This is a genomic window from Desulfovibrio sp. TomC (assembly GCF_000801335.2).
GTDB lineage: Bacteria > Desulfobacterota > Desulfovibrionia > Desulfovibrionales > Desulfovibrionaceae > Solidesulfovibrio.
In genome coordinates this window covers 46,766-67,548 of sequence record NZ_JSEH01000014.1, presented here as the reverse complement: position 1 = coordinate 67,548, position 20,783 = coordinate 46,766, and the positions used below count along the sequence as shown (strand labels likewise).

Annotated in this window: 12 protein-coding genes and 1 pseudogene; 8 read left to right on the top strand and 5 right to left on the bottom strand. The window is 52.5% G+C overall.

Annotated elements, in window-relative coordinates; translation table 11 throughout:
* Positions 1-86: 86 nt before the first annotated feature.
* The gene (locus tag NY78_RS14170) at positions 87-353 is read left to right on the top strand and encodes a hypothetical protein (protein ID WP_156180944.1); all 267 of its coding nucleotides are present in this window, start codon (positions 87-89) and stop codon (positions 351-353) included.
* A 496-nt stretch (positions 354-849) separates the two neighbouring features.
* On the opposite strand, the gene NY78_RS14165 is transcribed toward NY78_RS14170, so the two are convergent.
* Positions 850-1,341: a PIN domain-containing protein gene (locus NY78_RS14165; protein ID WP_043637278.1), complete on the bottom strand. Its 492-nt coding sequence runs from the start codon at positions 1,339-1,341 to the stop codon at positions 850-852.
* Positions 1,322-2,389 carry an XRE family transcriptional regulator gene (locus tag NY78_RS23795; RefSeq protein WP_082140029.1) on the bottom strand — a complete coding sequence of 356 codons (1,068 nt, stop codon included), beginning with the start codon at positions 2,387-2,389 and terminating at the stop codon, positions 1,322-1,324. Before NY78_RS23795 ends, NY78_RS14165 begins: the two co-directional genes overlap by 20 nt.
* Positions 2,390-3,061: 672 nt before the next feature.
* Between NY78_RS23795 and NY78_RS23790 the strand changes: the two genes are divergently transcribed.
* The 5 genes from NY78_RS23790 (at position 3,062) to NY78_RS23785 (ending at position 13,843) form a co-directional block, all read left to right on the top strand.
* Complete coding sequence (locus NY78_RS23790; RefSeq protein WP_082140028.1) at positions 3,062-5,356, top strand: PAS domain-containing sensor histidine kinase; 2,295 nt, start codon at positions 3,062-3,064, stop codon at positions 5,354-5,356.
* A gap of 850 nt (positions 5,357-6,206) precedes the next feature.
* Positions 6,207-6,389: a hypothetical protein gene (locus tag NY78_RS14160; protein ID WP_043637275.1), complete on the top strand. Its 183-nt coding sequence runs from the start codon at positions 6,207-6,209 to the stop codon at positions 6,387-6,389.
* Between the two features lie 70 nt (positions 6,390-6,459).
* Complete coding sequence (locus tag NY78_RS14155; protein WP_082140027.1) at positions 6,460-9,678, top strand: PAS domain S-box protein; 3,219 nt, start codon at positions 6,460-6,462, stop codon at positions 9,676-9,678.
* Positions 9,679-10,070: 392 nt separating this feature from the next.
* Positions 10,071-11,642 (top strand): MFS transporter, encoded by a 1,572-nt coding sequence (locus tag NY78_RS14150; protein WP_043637272.1) that lies wholly within the window; start codon positions 10,071-10,073, stop codon positions 11,640-11,642.
* Positions 11,643-12,187: 545 nt separating this feature from the next.
* Positions 12,188-13,843: a recombinase family protein gene (locus NY78_RS23785; RefSeq protein WP_082140026.1), complete on the top strand. Its 1,656-nt coding sequence runs from the start codon at positions 12,188-12,190 to the stop codon at positions 13,841-13,843.
* On the opposite strand, the pseudogene NY78_RS14145 reads toward NY78_RS23785, so the two are convergent.
* Positions 13,800-14,873: pseudogene (locus tag NY78_RS14145) on the bottom strand (YifB family Mg chelatase-like AAA ATPase); the annotation flags it as partial. The gene NY78_RS23785 and the pseudogene NY78_RS14145 overlap by 44 nt on opposite strands.
* Positions 14,874-15,025: 152 nt before the next feature.
* Between NY78_RS14145 and NY78_RS14140 the strand changes: the two are divergent.
* Positions 15,026-16,990: an ATP-binding protein gene (locus NY78_RS14140; RefSeq protein ID WP_043637270.1), complete on the top strand. Its 1,965-nt coding sequence runs from the start codon at positions 15,026-15,028 to the stop codon at positions 16,988-16,990.
* A gap of 274 nt (positions 16,991-17,264) precedes the next feature.
* Here the strand turns inward: NY78_RS14140 and NY78_RS14135 are convergent, their stop codons facing one another.
* A complete protein-coding gene (locus NY78_RS14135) occupies positions 17,265-18,038 on the bottom strand; it encodes a YceI family protein (RefSeq protein ID WP_082140024.1) in 774 nt (257 codons plus the stop codon).
* Positions 18,039-18,054: 16 nt separating this feature from the next.
* Positions 18,055-18,690, bottom strand: coding sequence for a nitroreductase family protein (locus tag NY78_RS14130; protein WP_043637266.1), 636 nt, complete (start codon positions 18,688-18,690; stop codon positions 18,055-18,057).
* Positions 18,691-18,855: 165 nt separating this feature from the next.
* Between NY78_RS14130 and NY78_RS14125 the strand changes: the two genes are divergently transcribed.
* Positions 18,856-20,778, top strand: coding sequence for an aconitate hydratase (locus NY78_RS14125; RefSeq protein WP_043637263.1), 1,923 nt, complete (start codon positions 18,856-18,858; stop codon positions 20,776-20,778).
* Positions 20,779-20,783 lie beyond the last annotated feature (5 nt).

Genomic DNA, 20,783 nt, shown 5'->3' with positions numbered 1-20,783 from the left:
TTGACTGCAATTGAATTTTATTTTTTGTCTGTGACCTTTGTCCTCTGCCGCACGTATATTCTATTAAATGCAATAAGGAGCAACTCATGATCAAGAAAATGGTTTTGACAGCAGCGTTGTTTGGTTTTGTCGCCTTTTCAGTGAACGCATGGGCTGGGAATGGATTTGGTGCCGGTGTCGGAAATGCACAAGGCACTGGAGCAAATGGAGCCATCGGTAGCGGTACAGGGGTGTGCCCCCTTGGCGATGGTACGGGGCTGGGGCTGGGGCTTGGACTTATGCTTGGATTTGGCGATGGAACTGAACCTATGCCTCAGGATGGAACCGGTTTTGGAGCACCCATCAATAGATAGTAAGCTTTATTTACCAATGTTCCCCGAAGTTAAACCGACACTGCGGGGAACATTGGTAAAGCTGTTTCATCGCTAAAGCAACTTTTCTTAGTAATTTAATACGAACGGGTAGCATTTGAATGCGCCCTCGGTCGATCAAATCGGTCTATTGGATTGGAAAATTAGTCTAGTTTGCATGCGTCCGATTATGTTTACTTAAATTGTTTTAGATCTAAGCCTGTAGGTGGTCATGGCAGATGAAGGATGTATTAATAATGTTGGTACTTATAAATGTTGTATTGGCGTCAAGTCTTGTTGCGTTGCTGTTTGTCGTTTGTTGGAAAACTATGATTGTTCATTTGTTGTGCTGTATGGTGACATTTGCTTGTTGTTGTTTTGTTGGCAAGGCTTTGAAGTGCCAAGCGGAAAATGTGTCCTGACACTGCGGCAGGCATACGAAATCTAGAAGAGTGAATTTCCTGGCGTTGGTGTTTTGGCGAGCCTCAATCTGTTCCCTTCAACTTTTTGATTCTATAGTTTGCAGACGCGATTCGGCTAATCGCCAAGGTAGTCGTCTATTGTCTTTTTTCATGAGGGAATAAGCGTTTCTAGCAACTGTAGCGGTGATGCGGCCTTGTATAATCATTTGCTCGATTAGCCAAATAGTTCCATACACCTGTACTTCTTCTCTCGTAGCTGCTTGGCGTAGATCGTCGTCGCCAGTCAAGAGAGGGCATTTTCGATGTTCCGCGAGTGCTAATGCAAATAGATCGTTACGACTTGGCTTTCGGTGAATACGAGCAAGATCTTCTACACGTTTTACCAGTAATGAATCAAGGCTTTGTATAATTAGACCCATATCGACAAAGTGCCCGTGCTGTTCTTCTAGCTCCTCATAAAAGAGGATGTCTGGGACTGCAAATTGAAAGTCTAAGCTGAACATTGAAGCAAGTAGTTCGCCAGTTTGGATGTCAATAAGAATGTTGGCATCACTGATGAGGAATAGCATGAATTCCTTCCAGTGCGCGAAAACGCCGGAAGTTTATTAGGGGCATTCCCAAAAGTTCCGCCGCCTTGGCCTCCCCTATATACCCTTCTCCCAGTGCATGGAAGATGTGTTGTTCAAAAACATGTGTTTTCTCGGAAGGATACGGGGGGCCTGGTTCAACTCGATGCCATCCAAGCATGCGGAATTTGATCATTGTACGCTTGTGATATTCTTGCGAAATAATTCCTAAATCCTTCGCTCGATAAAGAGTTGCCGACATGCTTAGCCCGAATTCTTCCTTGAGCAAAGCCAATTCCTTTGGCTCAATGGAAGTGCGGCGAGTGCCAAGTTCCTGGAGGACTGAACATCGCGGGAATAGGAATGCCCCAGCAAATCGATGACATGCTTTCTCTTCGTCAAGGGTGGTTTGTAGGCGACCACGAAGCATAAGATGCCCAAGTTCGTGTGCAAGTGTTAGGCGTTGCCGGTCACCTGGCCAATTGCCACCAACTACAATGACAGGCATTCCATTTGCTGTAGCAGCAAGTCCATCAAATTTTGCGTCAGAATTGGTATCTACCAAGAACACGCGGATTCCATGTGATTCCAATAGGTCGGTAATATCTGGAATAGGATTTAGACCTATATTCCATTCTTTGCGCAGTGCTTCAGCAGCGAACTCTATGCTGTCGAAAGTCGAAAACTCAGCGACTAAACTTTGAGATTGTACAAATGGCTTCACTGGAGTAGTCGGGAAAAAGCTCTCCAGTTCCAAGCGTCGTTCAATTTGATCAACCACTTCTTGTGTGATGGCAGCCAATCGTTTCTTTGGCAACGAGCATTTTTTGCGATATTCTAGGCCCGTAAGATCAATTGTGTCCGGACGGAAAAAATATTCGCTACGAACTTTCAATGTCCGTGCAAGTTTGAGGAGAACGTCAGAGGAGGGCAGAACCTTCCCATCCTCGTATTTTTTTATGGCCGCGTGCGACAGACCTACCTGAGTCCCAACTTCTCGGAGGGAGAGGCCGGCAGCCTTGCGGGCGTTCGTGAGTCGCTTTGCGAACATACGGCCCCCTTTTTTAGGTTTACATCGACGTACTATTTATAGGTCTTTGTAAACCATGGTCAAGGGGGGATTTTCTCTGCCGGTCAATATTGGAGTCCCGGACAAAGACCAGTCGAGCGTTTTGACCATCGCCAGGGGCCAGGAGGGTTGAGTAGGTAAACCTAGTCGGAACCCATAGGATTTGACCGGATTTACTCGGACTTAAGTGGCTGTAAATATGGGTGAAGTACGCTAAATGAAAGTCCTTTCACGCCGGTAACAGGGGTTCAAATCCCCTTGGGGACGCCAAGCAAATCAAAGGGTTATCCTTCGGGATAACCCTTTTTTTGTTATGGACTCACGGGTGGACACATTTTTCAAAATATCGCCGGTGTCCTGGAAAATTTTTACGTGAATTCAGTGTGCTGGAAGCGCTATTGAGAACGGGACAGTGAGTCAGGTTTTAGATCGGTGAACCCCAAGTTGTTCCCCAGAGGGCATCCAGCTAGCAAAACTGGTTTTTTCCCTTGCTTACCTCATCTCGTTTCCCAGCGTTTATCATGCACGGTCAGATTTCACTCGGTAAGGCGTGCTTCGCACTCGGACTGAGGTGTTGGGTTATTTGGAAGTATATGGTAAAAAAAATGTACTCCCGTTGGACGAATCAGTTCCCTAGTTCCAAAGGAAAACTGGATGCTTACGATAAAACGACTCTTAAGTACAGTCTTGCTTGTTCTTATTGGACTATACACAGCGGCAGCACTAACAAACATAGTGCACTCGATTGATGTCTATAATAAAGCTGATTATATCTGTCAAATTAACGATATCTCAGATGATCTGTACGATGCCGTACAGCATTTTGGATTTGAAAGAGGACGGGTGAATGTTGTTCTCAGAGATTCCGGCCCCGTGGAATCAATGGAAAACAATCGAGTGTTCATAGCAAAGCAAAGAAGCGAAGGCGAAAAAGCGTTACAAAATGCTATAACCAAAATCAATGCGTTAAAAAAAGATAAATTCATCAACATAGAAACCAGCCCTGTTGAGTTTAATACATCAGTGTCAACGTTGCGAAATGCCGTAGATTGCGAAATGAAAATACCTCTAACAGACAGGGACAACAAACTTGTTGCTCGTTGGTTTGATACGATGACAGAGTTTATTGACAGCCTGGAGGAGCTACTCTTTGCCCTAACTTCTGACATAAAAATCATCGATGGCACGTCGCGTGAATTTTTTACCATAAAATCAAAACTTTTGTCTCTACGCAATTCAGCAGGTCCGGAATGCTCCCTGGTGCTTTCGGCCTATGGAACTGACGGAGTGCTTTCTGACAATGACCTCATTAAAGTATTTAAGCTAGAAGGTGTCACATCGCGATTAATCCAAGACATTAGGCTATCAGCAAGGCTACTTGACAATGCAGCACTCAACATGGCCTTGAAAAATTTTAATACAAAATACATAGACCAATTTGTTCCGATTCAAAAATCAAGTCTTGATGCAATATTTTCAAAGCAGAAATTGCCATACGAAAAACAAGCTTACGAAAAAACAATGGTCGATGCTTTGAATTCAATCGCCCCCCTAATGGAATCCGCCATAACGACGACAAATCAGTATGCAATGGAAAGGCTGGCATTTTCTAAAAAATCACTTTCCGAAGCAATATTTTACTCTGCTTCATTTCTAACCATCTCCATTGCGTTGTTTCTGTACATAAAAGTCAAAGTCTCTTTTAGAATAAAAGCTCTTTCAAAAACCATGTCTGAACTGTCGAACGAGAACAACCAGGATGTTCCCTATTCTAGCGACTCGGATGAAATTGGCGATATGGCAAGATCTGTTCAAGTATTTAAAGAAAATATTGTGAAGAGAAAAGAGGCAGATGCACAAATATTGAAAGACCTTGAAGATAGAAAAGTGTTACTCGACACGATTCATCTTCAGGTATGGTACCAGCTCGATGAGTCTACTTATGGTGCCGTCAATGACTCTCACGCCACATTTCTCGGCAAAAGCAAGAAGGAGGTAGAATTCAAAAGAATTGACGAGATTTTTCCGCATGAAGTTGCTCAAAAAATAATTGAAAAGAACCGCGCCGTTATCAAAGGAAGAAGAACTATAAACACAGAGGAATGGGTGCGAGACGGAAATAACGAGACAAGACTTTTGTCTGTAACAAAACATCCAAAATTTGACAAAGATGGTGAAGTTGAATATTTTATATATTCAGCAGAAGATATAACAGAGCGAAGGCAAGCTGAAATATTTCGCAACGATGTTGAAATGATAATACGTCATGACATTAAATCTCCTCTTGCTGGATTACACTCTCTGGCGTCCTTGGCTCTACAAGAAGATATTGGCGATGGCCTTCGCAATGTCGCCCCACTAATACTTAACTCCATCCAACAGGTAATCAATCTCGTTGATTCATCTGACAAATTATACAAAATGGAATGTGGAGTTTATTGCCCGAAAAGAATGCCATTTGAATTGCCAAAAGTTCTCGGCAATGTACTTCAAACACTTCATAGTATTTGTATTCATAAAAAAATTACGATTTCTAACAAGTGCAAATGCAATAGTCCAGATAGTTGCACTGTGTTTGGCGAAAAGTTTTTAATTGAAAATATGCTTCTTAATATTGTAAAAAATGCTGTTGAAGCGTCAGTTGATGGATCTGTGGTAGAAGTAACCTGTTACGTTCTGTCGGATTGTTCGTATATTTCCGTAACTAATCCTGGAGTAATCAATGAAGATGTGTCAAAAAAAATATTTACCAAATATTTTAGTTATGGAAAAGAACACGGCACAGGATTAGGGACATACAGCGCACGACTAATAGCCAAGTCCCATGGTGGCGACATCTCGTTTTCTGTTTCGTCGGAAAACAAAACGACCTTCCTCATTGAATTGCCACTTATTCCGCATGATAAGGATTCCAACGTCGCGAAATGTCAGCATAGCAACATACAATAAAGAAGTAATTGTTGTTCCTGTCGCCTTGCGGCATCGGTCTTTTATTAGTTTCATCACGGGTGGACACATTTTTCAAAATCTCGCCGGTGTCCTGGGAAATTTTCACGTGAATTCAAAGTGCTGGATGCGCTATTGAGACCTGGACGGTGGGTCAGATTGGATTGTTTCACTCGCTGCCGCTGTCTAGTGAAAATAGAAGCGAAATTTCGATGTGTTGGGGCAACGTGTCGCAGAGAATGCAGCTGGTAAGTGTGTCCGGTTGTCGGGCATACCGTGGTTGACCAAAAGGTCCAGTTCAGGGTTGATCTTTATGAAAAGCAAACTCACCACCGTCTTTGCCTGGCTGGTTGGCGGCGCGGTCTTGGTCTACCTGTCCGTATTTGGAGTAGGAACGGGCACCTGCGCCCCTTGAATAGCCGTAGGTGCTTCTGGAGTCGCGGGTTACGGCTCCTTAATTTTGGCCAAGTGGTTCGGCAAGAAAAAGCCCAAAGATCGGGACCATGACGAATCTGAGCGTTAACTGCGCCACTTGCCACCCTGGTCCGCCGGATTTTTTTCAGACATTTTCATGCCGGACAATCCCTGCCTGCTGATGGGACAATTAGTGACAATGAAAGCGCGGCCCTGCTATGGTCAAGTATGACCAGACCCGTGCTGGCGATCTATCTTCGTGGTGATCAAGGCAATCGGCGCTTTCTCCTTGCCGCCGCTGCCGCGCTTCGCCGATCAGGACAACTCGCCCAAGCGCGGGAAATGTTCCGCCGAAGCGTTGATGTGAGGAACTGGCGTGCTTTGCTTTTACTTGTTGCCGAGTACGTTGACTTAGATCTTATCATCCGAGGATAGTCGTATGGACATCTTCATCCTTGGTGTAACTCTTGCCGGCATCGTCATCGGCACGGTCATCACCCTAGTGATCCTGAGAACCAAGCGTAAGCAGTCGAGTCCCGTAAAAAAGCGCTTCGACTTCGACGGCTACAAGGCCGGGGAATTAGACAAGCGCGGCCTGATCGACAGGACGAAGTGGCATTGAACTGGATCGATACATGGGCAATACAAAATCTTAGATTTGCTAGTTCTTCTTCATAGGATAGGAGCCAAGTATGTCACTTCATCATACACTTGACCAAAATTTTAATAATAAAGATGCAGATGAGGCAATCAGTGTTATCCTAGATGCTCCTATTGGGTTTTTCAAGTCAACACCAGATGGAAGGTTTTTATTTGTCAATCCTGCGTTGGCGGTGATGCACGGCTATGAATCCCCGGAAGATTTAATGTCGTCCATTACTGATATCGCTACGCAAACATACGTAAACCCTTCTGATAGGGATTTTTTTTTAAAATTATTGAACGCCACTGGATGTATTGTTAATCACGAATGCCAACTTCGGCGTCGGGATGGCTCCACGTTCTGGGTATCACGGAATGCTCGGGTCGTGCATCATACGGATGGATGCGTCATGCATTACCAAGGGTTTGTCATTGACATTACGGATCGAAAAAATGCGGAGGTAACAAAGCAAGAGAATGATGAAATACAACGAACCATAATGGAAAGCCTTCCCATTGGAATGGCTATCATTGATGCTGAGTCACGAAACATTGAGTTTGTTAATACAGCTGCGGCAAACATGTTTGGGGCAGCTCCTGATCGAATTCAGGGTAATCGCTGTCACCAATTTCTTTGCCCAGCCTCTGAATGCACTTGCCCAATAGGAGATCTTGGGCAGAAAATAGACAATTCGGATCGGATTATGCTTTGTGCCGACGGAACTAAACTCCCTGTTCTTAAGACAGTCACTCCTATCCTTGTTCGGGGAAAACAAAAGTATCTGGAGTGCTTTATTGATATCAGAGGCAGGAAGGCGGCCGAAGCTGAGTTGCAGAGATCTAGAGAACAGTTTGAATTGGCAGTAAATGGTTCAAATGATGGCATATGGGATTGGGATTTGCGCACAGAAGACCTTTACCTGTCGCGTAAATGGAAAGAGCAACTTGGATATCGGGAAGATGAGTTGGATAATGTTTTTAGCACGTTTGAGTCACTCATTCATATTGAAGACAAAGATCGTGTCTTTGATTATATTGATCAGTATCTTCACTCGATTGTTCAGAGATATAGTATTGAGTTCAGAATGCGTCACAAGAATGGCTCTTACAGATGGATACTTGCCCGTGGGGAGGCGGTACGCGACGATGCGGGGGTGCCAGTACGCATGGCAGGATCTCACACCGATATGACCGATTACAAAATTGCCCAGGAACGATTGCATAAATTTGCTCAGCAGATGGAGATCAATAACATCACCTTGGATCAAGCGTTGAGTCAGGCCCAGGCCGCAACTCAGGCAAAAAGCGAGTTTTTGGCCAATATGAGCCATGAGATACGAACCCCCATGAACGGCGTCATCGGGATGACCGGTTTGCTGCTTGGCACCGATCTCACAACCGAACAACAGCACTACGCGGAGGTCATTCGATCAAGCGGAGAATCGCTCCTCAATCTTATCAACGATATTCTAGATTTTTCCAAGATAGAGGCGGGGAAACTTGATCTCGAAATACTCGATTTCGACCTATTGGATCTTGTCGACGAATTTTCTGACGCAATGGCTTTGCGTGCTAATGAAAAAGGTTTAGAATTCCTCTGTTTCGTCGATACTAATGTCCCTGTCTCCTTGCGAGGTGATCCAGGTCGGTTGCGGCAGATACTCAATAACCTTGCTGGGAACGCCATCAAATTCACTTCTAAGGGTGAGGTGAGCGTCAAGGTCATCCTGTGTGAGGAACAAGATAATAAATGTCTTTTGTGCTTCTCAATGCGAGATACAGGTATTGGTATTCCTGAAGAAAAGCACTCTATTTTATTCGAAAAGTTCGCTCAGGCAGACTACTCTACTACACGCAATTATGGTGGAACAGGATTAGGCCTCTCCATATCCAAGCAACTTGTAGAGATGATGGGTGGCGAAATAGGAGTTAACAGTAAAGATGGTCATGGTGCAGAATTTTGGTTTACCATTTTGATAGATAAACAAAAAAACTATTCACAAGATACGCTTTCTCCAGCGATTCTAAAAGATGTGAAAGCGCTTGTTGTGGATGATAATATTACTAATTGCGAAATTCTGACGATCAATATGACTAACTGGGGAATGCTTCCCCTTGATGTCCAGGATGCTCCGCAGGCCTTGGGGGCTTTGTACCGTGGACTAGAGGAGAATGCTCCATATCGTCTGGCCGTCATCGACATGCAAATGCCGGGTATGGACGGCTTGGCCTTGGGTCGGGCCATCAAAGCGGACCCCCGCCTGGCCGGGGTCGCGATGGTAATGCTGACTTCCATGGGAAGTCACGGCGACTCCCAGCGTTTTTTTGAAGCCGGCTTTCGTGCGTATGCGCTCAAACCGATACGTCGCAGGGATCTGCTGAACATTCTGCAACGTGTCCTGTCCGAATCACCTCGCGAGGATAGTCCTCAGATCATCACACGGCAATCTGCCAGGGACCGAATACTTCCGTTGCAACGTACTGGACGAATTCTCGTCGTGGAAGACAATATCACAAACCAGCAAGTGGCTGTGGGGATCCTCAACAAGCTTGGTGTGCACACGGATGCGGTCGCTAACGGCGTAGAGGCCTTGCGGACCCTCGAGAATATTTCCTACGATTTGGTTCTTATGGATGTTCAGATGCCCGTGATGGACGGGTTCGAGGCGACAAGGCGGGTTCGAAATCCCCAGAGTGCTGTACTGGATCATGCCATTCCGATCATCGCCATGACCGCACACGCAATGCCTAGGTATCGGGAACAATGCCTTGAAAAAGGCATGAATGACTATATTACAAAGCCTGTCTCTGCCAAAATCCTTTCTGAGATCGTTGCCAAGTGGTTGCCGAATCATAGTGAGGAGTCGCCAAATCAGTCTACGCTCCCCCCGGAGCGCAGCACAGATGAGATTGCTATAAAAGAAAATGGACTACCCGTATTCGATAAAAGGTCCATGATGGTCAGGATGATGGACGATCAGGATTTAGCGCAATATGTCATCAGAACATTCCTGGGAGATATCCCTATTCAGCTGAAACGATTGCGAGAAAGCATTGCGACATGTGAATTTGAGATTTCTGAACGAATATCTCATAGTATCAAGGGAGCTGCTGCGAACGTGAGTGGAAAACGTATGTTAGAAACTGCTTTAAAAATGGAGCAAGCTGGAAAAAATAGAGATAGTGGCGTGCTTGAAAGCCTTATTCCTGAGCTAGAGAAAAGATTTAGTGAATTAAAAGAAACAATAGAACACGATTTTCCCATTTAATTTAGGTTATTACACGATGATGTCTATCTGTTTGCGTGATGATCAAGGCAATCGGCGCTTCCTCCTTGCCGCCGCTGCCGTCCTTCGCCGGTCAGGACAACTCGCCCAAGCGTGTGTAATGTTCCGACGGGGTATTGATGTGAGAAACTGGCGGCTCTTGCTGTTGCTTGTTGCCGAGTTCGTTGACCTAGATCTCGTTATTCGAGGATAGTCGCTTGGAACATTAGCCCCTCATTTGGTCATGAACTCATAGCTTGTGTGCGGGGCAGTGGCCTAAGGTGTGATATTTAATTTTGTCATTTGTATTGTTATGCGTTGTAATAATCGATGCACTGTCACGAAGAGAGAGGAATTCAATACAATAGTTCTTTTAATAATGAAGGGAACTGCCAATGAGTGAAACGAATAGCAGGGCCAACGCCAGCGCCTGGGGGATTCTGGCAGCCATGAGCTTTGGCGCGCTCATTGCTCAGATGTTCAGCACGGTGATCGGTCCCGCCTTGCCTACAATCAAAGATGATCTCGACCTGTCCCTGTCGATGCAGGCCTGGACGATCACTTCATACAGCCTTGCCTTCGGCACGGCGCTGATCGCTGGCGGTCGCCTCGGCGACCTCGTGGGCGAGGTCCGCATGATTGTGATCGGCTATATGGTTTTCGGCGGCGGCCTCATCCTGTCCGCCATGGCCACGAGCGGCTTGCTCATGGTGTCCGGGCGCACAATGCAAGGCATCGGCATCGGTATTTCAGCACCGGCCACCCTGTCCATCGTCGTAAACGCATTTTCCGCTTCCCGATGTGGATTCGCTGTCGGCTTGTGGGGATTTGCCCACGGGTTCGGATTGCTGGTCGGTCCGATATTCGCGGGCTACATGCACGATCTGCTGAGTTGGCGCTGGGTCTTCTGGCTCGCCGTGCCGCTGACTGCCGCAGTCATTCTCGTCACTCTGGCGGCTACAAGGAACTATTGCAGCGTACTGTCTTCCGGCCGCTATGACATCATCGGTCTCGTCCTCGGCGGCCTTGGGATCACCTTTGTTACCTATGGATTGCAAAACGCCAGCAACGGCTGGGGTACCCCTAGCACCTGGGGGGCTCTGGCGGTCGGCGTTGTGCTGCTCGCCTTGTTCGGCATTGTCGAGACCCGCACAGATTGTCCCCTCGTCGATTTTTCCCTGTGGCGTGAGCGTCTTTTTTCCGGCGCTTTTTTTGCCGAAAGCGCCGTCGGTTTCGTCTATATCCCTATGCTGACCGTCGTGGGATCACTGTTTTTCATCGAAGTTCTTGGTTACTCGCCAGTGATGGCCAGTTGGGTCATCGTCATCACGACCGGAACTTGCATGGTGCTTGAACCGCCCGCAGGTCGCCTTATCGACCACATCGGACCGGGAATTCCCATTGTGGCTGCACTGGCCATGCAGGCCGTCGCGTTGTTCTGGATGGGCACCTTCTGTCGGGAGACAACCCTGGGCGAACTCATCATCCCCTTGGCGCTGATGGGAGCAGGCGTTGGAATCGCCTTGCCAGCCTGCAATGCGGCCGGGATGCGTACACTCAAGCCCGAACAGGCAGGCATGGGCTCCGGTCTTCTTCAGATGACATTCAACGTACCGGCCGCGCTAGGTGTCGCCCTGGTCACATCGATCATGGGGGCTCATTCTCTTGACAAGGTGTGGACAGCTTTGGCCGGAAAGCCGTTTCTCCAGCAGGGCCTGGAATATGCGCAAGCCGTCAAAGACGGGAACGATGCAGTAGCCGCAGCCATCCTCAAGTCGCTGCCCTCCGATTCAGCAGCAATGGTGGAAAACGCCATGGTTTCAGCGCAAGCCTCAACAATCGCTATGAGCATGACGGTCCTTGGAAGCATTGCACTGGCTGGGGCGATCATGGCTCTGCTGATCATCGGCCGCCGCAGATGCCCAAAGGAGAATCCACTTGCTGGCTCAGTCCAGGATGATGAGTGAGTTGCCGCCAAGGGGCGCTGATTGCCCTTGTCCGGACAACTGGGGTTGCTGCTCCGCGTTTGAATTTAGTCGCTTCCGACCAACTATGAGCCAACAAGCGCCAACGTTCTGTGGTAGAGTACCGAAAGATTTTGGCCTAAGAAACAGACCCGGACACGCCAAGTGTCAGGAGGGTGGAGTAGGTAAACCTAGTCGGAACCCATAGGATTTGACCGGATTTACTCGGGCCTAAATGGCTGTAAACATGGGTGAAGTTCGCTAAATGAAAGCTTTTTCACACCTTAGCAATAACGTTCAGGTTCTTATCCCACTGTAAAACGTCGCGACTGCGATAAAAAGGTAAGCTGTTTTTTGGAAGAAACCGATGTATAGCCATGATGTGTCGCTATTTTAGGTTGTTACAAATTTGTGAAAGGTCGTAATGGTCGTAAAAAAATCTACATACAATTACAAAATAAACAGACGACAAGGAATTGTATATTTTTTGCGTTGGCAGGTTTCCCTGGTTGATATTATAGATTTCTTGATCTAATGTAGCTTAAAATATGGACTCGGTGAGCACAATGAATAGCACCCCTCCCGCTAGCGCAGGTATATATGTTCGAGTATCTACTGCCAACCAAATCGACAAAGATTCGCTGCATACGCAAGAGGAAAGACTCCGTGCATATTGTGTAGCAAACCAAATACCGGTTTTTAAGTTGTATAAGGACGCTGGCTTTAGCGCCAAAGACACTAACCGACCCGCACTTAAAGACTTGCTTAGGGATGCAGAATCAGGATTGATAACATCTGTTTTTGTGACAAAACTTGACCGAATAACAAGGTCAACGAAAGATTTGATGTACTTAACAGAATTTTTTGAAGGGATTAACATTCGCTTCGCAAGTATATCAGAAAATATCGATACGACCTCCGCACATGGTAGGTTGTTACGTCAGATTATAGGAGTCCTTTCACAGTTTGAGAGAGAATTGGTAGCTGAACGTGTGTCTGTAGACATGTCGCATCGTGCTCGATTAGGCAAATGGAATGGAGGTGTTGTCCCATTTGGTTACACTACTCAGGAACTGTACTCTAAGCACCTCATTGGTTTAGGCACTGAAAGCCCAGACGCTTCCTTGCAAAGTGCCAGTTTATATCCTGAGCAGAAAAAATTATATGTATACCAAAGCGAGGCTAAAGTCGTTAATAATATATTTCAGGTCTTTATTTCTCACAATAGCATAAGAAAGACTGCCCACGCTCTTAACAATCAGGGTTTTAGAACACGGAATGGTGGGCACTGGGGAACTGTTTCAGTCCATAGAATTCTTACAAATCCTACATATATAGGTAAAACGTGGTATGGTAAAAGGAGGAGTGACCCTGTAACTGGTAAGTTAATTGCTCAAGACAAGCAGGATTGGATTATTTGTGACGGACAACATCCTTCGATAATTGATGTTGATACTTATGAGTCTGTCCAAGCGATGCTAAAGTCGATATCGACGAAGCCGACGAACAGTAAGCGCAACTATTTGCTTTCAGGCATATTGAAATGTGGTTTGTGCGGCGGAGCGATGGCTGGCAATACTACTTCCAAGAAAAATTCTGACAAAACTTATGGGTACTATAAATGCGTAAATCGCATGCAAAAAGGTCTTGAAGCCTGTTCTGGGTTAAATATACCTTCCGTAGAAATAGAGAAGTATGTTGCTGACAGTTTGTTAGCACTTTCGGAAAACAAAGAATTTTTGACTGACAAGCAAAAAATTTTAGATCTATTTTATACACAAAATTCTAATAGCAAAATAAATGCTTGTGACTTGTCGCAAATAGAATCAAACATTCAATTGTTACAAAATCGTCTTGACAATTTGTTGGGTGCTTTAGAATGCAATAGAATAGATGGTGACGATTTTGATCGAAGATACGCTGTTCTTAAGAAAGAAATAGACGAGGCCAAGGCGACAAGGGATCACCTTGTCGGGTTAATCAATGAGAAGGACACAACTAAAACGTTTCTTCTCACCTCTTTCGAAAACCTCTGTTCGTTTGCCACAAATTGGGAATTTTTAGACGATGTGGGGAAGGCTTTGCGGCTCAAATCTATTGTTAGAGAAATTCGGGTTACAGGCCAACTCGTTGATATTGATGTATTTATTGATGTTGGAGAAGTGTTCCACACGGGCAGGGATTCATGGCGCACAGCAGCATGACGTCGGCCGGATAAGACAGCGAAACCGCCGCCCGGGCAATGGTCACCTTGCCGTCTTCCAAGGGCTGGCGCAGCACTTCCAGCACCGATTTTTTGAATTCCGGCAGTTCATCTAAAAAGAGCACCCCCCGATGGGCCATGGACACCTCGCCCGGCCGGGGATAGGAGCCGCCGCCGATCAGGCCGGCATCGGAAATGGTGTGGTGGGGGCTGCGAAACGGGCGCACGGTCAAAAGCCCCTGGCCGTCGAGACGCCCGGCCACGGAATAGATGGTGGTGACCTCGAGCGCCTCCTCGAAATCAAGCGGCGGCAGCACCGTCGGCATCCGCTTGGCCAGCATGGTCTTGCCCGAACCCGGCGGACCGATGAACAGCAGATTGTGCCCGCCGGCTGCCGCAATCTCCACCGCCCGCTTGGCATGTTCCTGGCCTTTGACCTCGGAAAAATCCTCGGCAAAGGCAGCGTCCACGGCGTCGGGCACAAAGGGCAGGGGCGTGGCCGGGGCCAGCGCCGCTTCGCCGGTGAAAAAGTGCAGCACCTCCAGGAGCGAATCGGCGGCATAAACGGCGAGTCCCTCCACCGCCGCCGCTTCGGCCGCATTGCCCCGGGGGACCAGCAGCCCTTTGGCCCCCTCGCGCCGGGCCAGGGCGGCCAGGGGCAGGACGCCGGAGACAGGCCGCAGCTCGCCGGTCAGCGACAACTCGCCGGCCATGAAAAAGCCGCTGACCGCCTCGGCCGGAAAGGCGTCCACCGCTGCCAGCAGGGCCAGGGCCAGGGGCAGGTCGTAGGCCGAGCCTTCCTTGCGCATGTCGGCCGGAGCCAGATTGACGGTGATGCGCGCTGGCGGCAGCTTGAGTCCGGCGTTGCGCAGGGCGGCAAACACCCGCTCCTTGCTCTCGCGCACCGCTCCCTCGGCCAGCCCCACCATGGAAAACGACGGCATCCCCTGGCGGGCCAGATCGACCTCCAGGGACACCGGGTAGGCCTCAATGCCAAGCAACGCTGCCGTACGAATTGCGGAAAGACTCATAATGGTTGCCTAACCGATACCGTTCCCCCGGTCGCCGTGCAAGGATTTTAGCGGGACCGGGCTTTTCATTTCATGCCGCCAATGGTACGTCGATTCAAGCGTTGTAATCCAGCTCCCCGTTCACCACTGACCCACCGGAACGTCCGAAGGCAATGAAACTTTCGCGCTATTTCCTGACCCGTTCCGTCGGCGGCGCGGTCCTGGCAACGCTTGTGTGCGTCAACACCGTGCTGTTGACGCTCTTTGGCATCATTGATTATTATGGCGAGAAACGCCGCCTTCAGGAAGATCTGCGCTACGATCTGACCGTCGTTGCCGACCAGCTTGCAATCAATCTGAGCGAACCACTGTGGTTTCTGGAAAAAGGGCATGTCGATCGCCTGCTGGCCGGGTCCATGCAAAATGATCGCGTGGCCGCCGTTGTGGTGCTCAGTCCTGAGGGCAACGACATCCTGGCCGGCCAGGGCCGGGACCGCAGTTGGCGGCCCACCCCCCTGACCACCCGGCCGGCCATGGAACACGTGGTGGTCGAAAAGCGTGCCGTCTACTTCGGCGACGCCCTGGTCGGCGTGCTCGAAGTGGAGCTGACCCAGCATTTCATGGGCGAGGCTCTCAATCGATCCATCATTCTGATTATCCTGCGCATTCTCGGACTCAACGCCGCCCTGGCCGTGATCCTCGTCCTGGTGCTGCGACGCCAGATCATCGTGCCCCTGGCCCGCCTGGAGCGTTATGCCCTGCGCGTGGCCCAGGGCGGCAGCGCCGAGGACCGGCCCGGCGACCTGCACGGGGAGTTGGGCAGCCTCGCCCGGGCCATGGAGGAGATGGTGGAGCGCATCTCCGCAGCCCAGCGCAAATACCGCGATATTTTCGAGCACGCCACCGAAGGCATCTTCCAGACCACTCTCGACGGGCGACTGCTCTCGGCCAATGCCGCCCTGGCCCAGATGATCGGCTACGAATCCCCGTCCGCCGTCATTGAGGCCATTACCGACGTCGGCGCCCAACTCTACCATGACAGCAAAGACCGGGAACAACTCCTGCAACGCCTCTTCGACCATGACGCCGTGACCGGGTTCCAGACCCGGTTCATGCGTCGGGACAAGCAGTCCATCTGGGTGCTGGTCAACATCCGTCTGGTGCGCGACCCGGACGGCCGGCCGCTGTACACCGAAGGGACCGTCACCGACGTCACCGCCCGGGTGCGGGCCGAGCGCCGCCTGGAGATCCTAAACCGCCACCTTCGCGAAGCCGTCAAGGAACGGACCGGGCGTCTGGCCGTCAAAGCCGCCGAACTTGAAGCCGCCAACGCCCGGCTCCAGGAGCTCGACCGGCTCAAATCCGGCTTCCTGGCCACCGTCTCCCACGATCTGCGCACCCCGCTGACCTCCATCATGGGGTTTGCCAAGCTCATTACCCGGGATTTCAACAAATTCTTTGCCCCGTTTGCCCCGGCCCACGACCGGCTCGCCCGGCAGGCGAACCGCATCACCGCCAACCTCGGCATCATCGAAAACGAGGGCGAACGCCTCACGAGACTCATAAACGACTTTCTGGACCTGTCCAAAATCGAGGCCGGGCGGGCCGAGTGGCGCGACACCGAGGTGGATGTGGCCAGTGCCCTCAACCGGGCGGCGGAAGCCGTCAGCGCTGATTTTTCGGCCAAACCCGAGGTCCGTTTCACCATGTCCGTAAAGGACGGCCTGCCTCCCCTTTGCATCGACCCCGACCGGCTCACCCAGGTGCTGATCAATCTGCTGGGCAATGCCATCAAGTTCACCGACGAAGGCGCGGTCACCCTGACGGCCAGCGCCGACGACACGGTCCTTCGGGTCCGGGTCTCGGACACCGGCCAGGGCATTATGCGGGAATCGCTGGAAAAGATATTTGACAAGTTCCATCAGGCCCAGGCCAGCGACACGGTCGAGGAAAACCGCCGCCGCAAGGGCACCGGCCTGGGGCTGGCCATTTGCCGCCAGATCGTCGAGCACTACCAGGGCCGCATCTGGGCCGAATCGGAACTCGGCCGCGGCAGCACCTTCACCATGGAACTGCCCCTTACCCAGCCAACGCCCGAACCGGACGCCGACGGGTGCGAAAGCCGGGACAGGGCGTGAGCAGCGGGAAGAGTGCTCCGGCGGCCGGGAACGAAGGCAAAAGAGGCCTCCGGCGGCCGGGGGGATGATCCCCCCGGACCCCTGCAAAGGGAGAAGTTTGGAGAGGGGGTTCTTGGGACTGACTGGCAAGCTGGTCGGCTGCGGACCGGGACAGCCTGCGCGTTGCGCGTGCGCCTTCCTTCTCCCGTTTCATTCCGACGACGCCGGGAGCCGCCGCTTCCCGTTGTGACCCAAAGGCTCGAAAAACGGGGCCAGCCGGCGTCGCCGCAGGGTCTTATTTCGGTTTGACGCAGCCCGGCCGGGCAGCCAGCGTCTCGCCGCTGACCCGGATGTCGGTGACGTCGCCAACCGCTCCCATCTTGAAGTATTTGCCGGTGCCGACATGGTACTCCAGCCGGTTGACGGCGAACGCCGCCTCATACCCGGTTACGTCCACGCAGGGCATCATGGGATGGGGCTTGGAGCCCAGAAGACTGACCGGGATGGTCACGGTCTTGGCCACATCCTTTATGGTCAGCGTGCCCGTGACATTGACCTTGCCCTTGCCGGCCGGGACGATGCGGCTGCTGGCGAAGGTCATGGCCGGGTAGGCGGCCGCATCGAGGAACTCGGCCGTACGCAGATGGGTGTCCCGGGCAGCCACTCCGGTGTCCACGCTGGCGGTCTGGACGGCAAACGCGACGCGCCCCTTGGCCGGGTTGGCGGCCGGAATGTCGATAGCGCCGGAGACGGCGTCAAAACGCCCGGCCACCGGGGCCACGATGTGGCGGATCCAGAAGGTGGCGGCGGTATGGGGCGGGTCCAGGGTCGCGCCGTCCACCACCGGGTCGGCCTCGGATTTGGCCGGGGCCGGCGCGGCCGTGGTGGTCAGGAGGAGATTGGCCGGGCCGGCATTCGCTTTGCCTCCCCCGGGGGGGGCGGGCTGGGGAGCGGGCTGGGGAGCGGGCTGGTCAAGCAACAGCGAGCCAGTCGGCTGGGCCAGAGACGGACTGGCGCACAAAGCGGCCAGGGCCAAAACGATCAGACACGATTTGTTGATGATGCGCATGGCAGCTCTCCTTGGTCTAATCGGGCAGGGTGTAACGGACGTCGTCGGCGGAAAACCGCCATTTGGGCGGGGCCACCGTGACGCCGGGCTTGAGGCCGCCCACGGCCAGAAGCAGCGGTATCCAGAAATGTTCCGGTATGCCAAAGGCCTTGCGGACGCCGTCGTGGTCAAAGCCGTCCATGGGATGGGTGACGTAGCCGGCGTCGGCTGCGGCATACATGAAGGTCATGGCAAAAAAGGCGGCATTCTTGGCGGCAAAGGCCAGGGATTTTTCCGGAGTCGCACCGTAAAGGCTGGTCACGGCAGCGGCGAATTCCTCGCGCTGCTCGGGTTTGTAGCGCCCGGACTGCATCAGATAGGAGAATTGCCGTTCAAAAGAGGGGGAATAGACCTTCCAGGCCTCGGTGTCGGCCAGGAACATAAGGATCACCGGGGCCTCGGTGACCTTGGGCTGGTCCCAGGCCAGGGCGCGCAACGTGGCTTTTTGGGCTGCATCGCGCACGACGGCCACGCGCCAGGGTTGCAGGTTGAAGCTGGAGGGAGCGCGCGCGGCAATGTCCAACAGCCGGTCCAGGTCGGCCTCGGGAACCTCGGACGTGGGATCAAAGAAGTTGACGGCCCGACGGGCCAGCAACACATCGGTAAAATCCATGACAAGCTCCTTTTTGTGATGCTGCCACTGTGCGCCGGTCGCAACCGCCCGTCAAGACCGGCCGACAAGACCCTATCCGATCCCGCCCCTCTTGACTAAAACGGCGCGGAGAGGCATGCAGGCCGGACATTTTCTCCTTTCCTCCAGACAAAAAGGACTTCCCCCATGGCCCTCAATCTGACCCAAAAGATCATCAAGGAGCACCTGGTTTCCGGCGAAATGACCGCCGGGGCCGAAGTCGCTCTTCGCATCGACCAGACGCTCACCCAAGACGCCACCGGCACCATGGCCTACCTCCAGTTCGAGGCCATCGGCCTGCCGCGCGTGCGCACCGAGCTTTCCGTCAGCTATGTCGACCACAACACCTTGCAGATGGGTTTCCGCAACCCCGACGACCACGCCTATCTGCGCACCGTGGCGGCCAAATTCGGCATCACCTTTTCGCCGGCCGGCACCGGCATCTGCCATCAGCTCCATCTGGAAAATTTCGCCAAGCCGGGCAAGACCCTGGTCGGCTCCGACTCCCACACCCCCACCGCCGGCGGCGTGGGTTCCATGGCCATGGGAGCCGGCGGCCTGTCGGTGGCCCTGGCCATGGCCGGCGAACCCTACGTGATCGCCATGCCCAAGGTGGTCAAGATCCACCTGACCGGCGCGCTTCCGGGCTGGGCCACGGGCAAGGACGTGATCCTGCACCTGCTGGGGCTTTTGACCGTCAAAGGGGGCGTCGGCAAGGTCATGGAATACGCCGGACCGGGCGTGGCCACCTTGTCCGTGCCCGAACGGGCCGTCATCACCAACATGGGGGCCGAACTCGGGGCCACCACCTCGATCTTCCCGTCCGACGCCGTGACCAAGGCCTTTTTCACCGCCATGGACCGGCCCGAAGACTACACGCCCCTGGCGGCCGACCCTGACGCGACCTACGACGAGGTGGTGGAAATCGACCTGTCGCGCCTGGAGCCGCTGGCTGCCGCGCCGCACATGCCCGACCGCATGGTCCGCATCGCCGACCTCGACGGCCTGAAGGTCGATCAGGTCTGCATCGGCTCGTGCACCAACTCCTCCTATGCCGACCTCAAAGCCGTGGCCCAGATCCTGGCCGGCAAGCGCATAGATCCGACCACCGACCTGCTCATCTCGCCGGGCTCCAAGCAGGTGCTCAAGATGCTGGCCGCCGAGGGGCTTCTTGAGCCGCTGCTCGACGCCGGGGCGCGGCTGCTGGAGTGCTCCTGCGGTCCCTGCATCGGCATGGGCGGCTCGCCGGTCTCGGCCGGCGTCTCGGCCCGGACGTTCAATCGCAATTTCGAAGGCCGTTCCGGCACCCAGGACGGGCAGGTCTATCTGGTCAGCCCCCAGACCGCAGCCATGGCCGCCCTGCGCGGGGCCTTCACCGATCCGGCCACCTGGGGCCAGGCCCCGGAGAAAGCCGAGTTCCCGGCTATGGTCCCAAGCATCCGCCACCTGTTCCTGACCCCGCCGGCCGAAGGGACGGACGTGACCATCCAGCGCGGCCCCAATATCGCCCCGCTGCCGCCGTTTACCGCCCTGCCGGACGTCCTTGAGGCCCCGGTGGCCCTCAAAGTCGGCGACGACATCACCACCGACCACATCCTGCCGGCCGGCGCCCAGATCACGGCCCTTCGCTCCAACATCCCGGCCATTAGCGAGTACATCTTCAGCCGGGTGGACGCGGAGTTTGTCGCGCGCATCAAAAAACTCGGCAAGGGCGTGATCCTTGGCGGCGAGAACTACGGCCAGGGTTCGAGCCGCGAACATGCCGCCCTTGGCCCCCGCTACCTGGGCGTTGTTGCCGTGGTGGCCAAGTCCATGGCCCGCATCCACCGCGCCAACCTCGTCAACTTCGGCATCCTGCCGCTTTTGCTGGCGGACAAAGCCGACTACGACCGCATCCCGGCCGGAGCCGACATCCGCATCGACACCACGGCCATCGCCCCGGGCAAAGCCTGCCCCATGACCGTGGCCGGCGTCGGCGACGTCATGGTCGTCAACGACCTGACCGCCAAGGAACTCGACATCATCAAAGCTGGCGGCCTGCTCAACCAGGTCCGTCAGGCTCGCGCCTAACACGC

Bases quoted from the DNA above. Each gene is read 5' to 3' on its own strand.
- NY78_RS14130 (WP_043637266.1), bottom strand. From the start codon at position 18,690: ATGGATTTTACCGATGTGTTGCTGGCCCGTCGGGCCGTCAACTTCTTT.
- NY78_RS14150 (WP_043637272.1), top strand. From the start codon at position 10,071: ATGAGTGAAACGAATAGCAGGGCCAACGCCAGCGCCTGGGGGATTCTG.
- NY78_RS14140 (WP_043637270.1), top strand. From the start codon at position 15,026: ATGAAACTTTCGCGCTATTTCCTGACCCGTTCCGTCGGCGGCGCGGTC.
- NY78_RS23795 (WP_082140029.1), bottom strand. From the start codon at position 2,389: ATGTTCGCAAAGCGACTCACGAACGCCCGCAAGGCTGCCGGCCTCTCC.
- NY78_RS23790 (WP_082140028.1), top strand. From the start codon at position 3,062: ATGCTTACGATAAAACGACTCTTAAGTACAGTCTTGCTTGTTCTTATT.
- NY78_RS14165 (WP_043637278.1), bottom strand. From the start codon at position 1,341: ATGCTATTCCTCATCAGTGATGCCAACATTCTTATTGACATCCAAACT.
- NY78_RS14135 (WP_082140024.1), bottom strand. From the start codon at position 18,038: ATGCGCATCATCAACAAATCGTGTCTGATCGTTTTGGCCCTGGCCGCT.
- NY78_RS14160 (WP_043637275.1), top strand. From the start codon at position 6,207: ATGGACATCTTCATCCTTGGTGTAACTCTTGCCGGCATCGTCATCGGC.
- NY78_RS14170 (WP_156180944.1), top strand. From the start codon at position 87: ATGATCAAGAAAATGGTTTTGACAGCAGCGTTGTTTGGTTTTGTCGCC.
- NY78_RS14125 (WP_043637263.1), top strand. From the start codon at position 18,856: ATGGCCCTCAATCTGACCCAAAAGATCATCAAGGAGCACCTGGTTTCC.
- NY78_RS23785 (WP_082140026.1), top strand. From the start codon at position 12,188: ATGGACTCGGTGAGCACAATGAATAGCACCCCTCCCGCTAGCGCAGGT.
- NY78_RS14155 (WP_082140027.1), top strand. From the start codon at position 6,460: ATGTCACTTCATCATACACTTGACCAAAATTTTAATAATAAAGATGCA.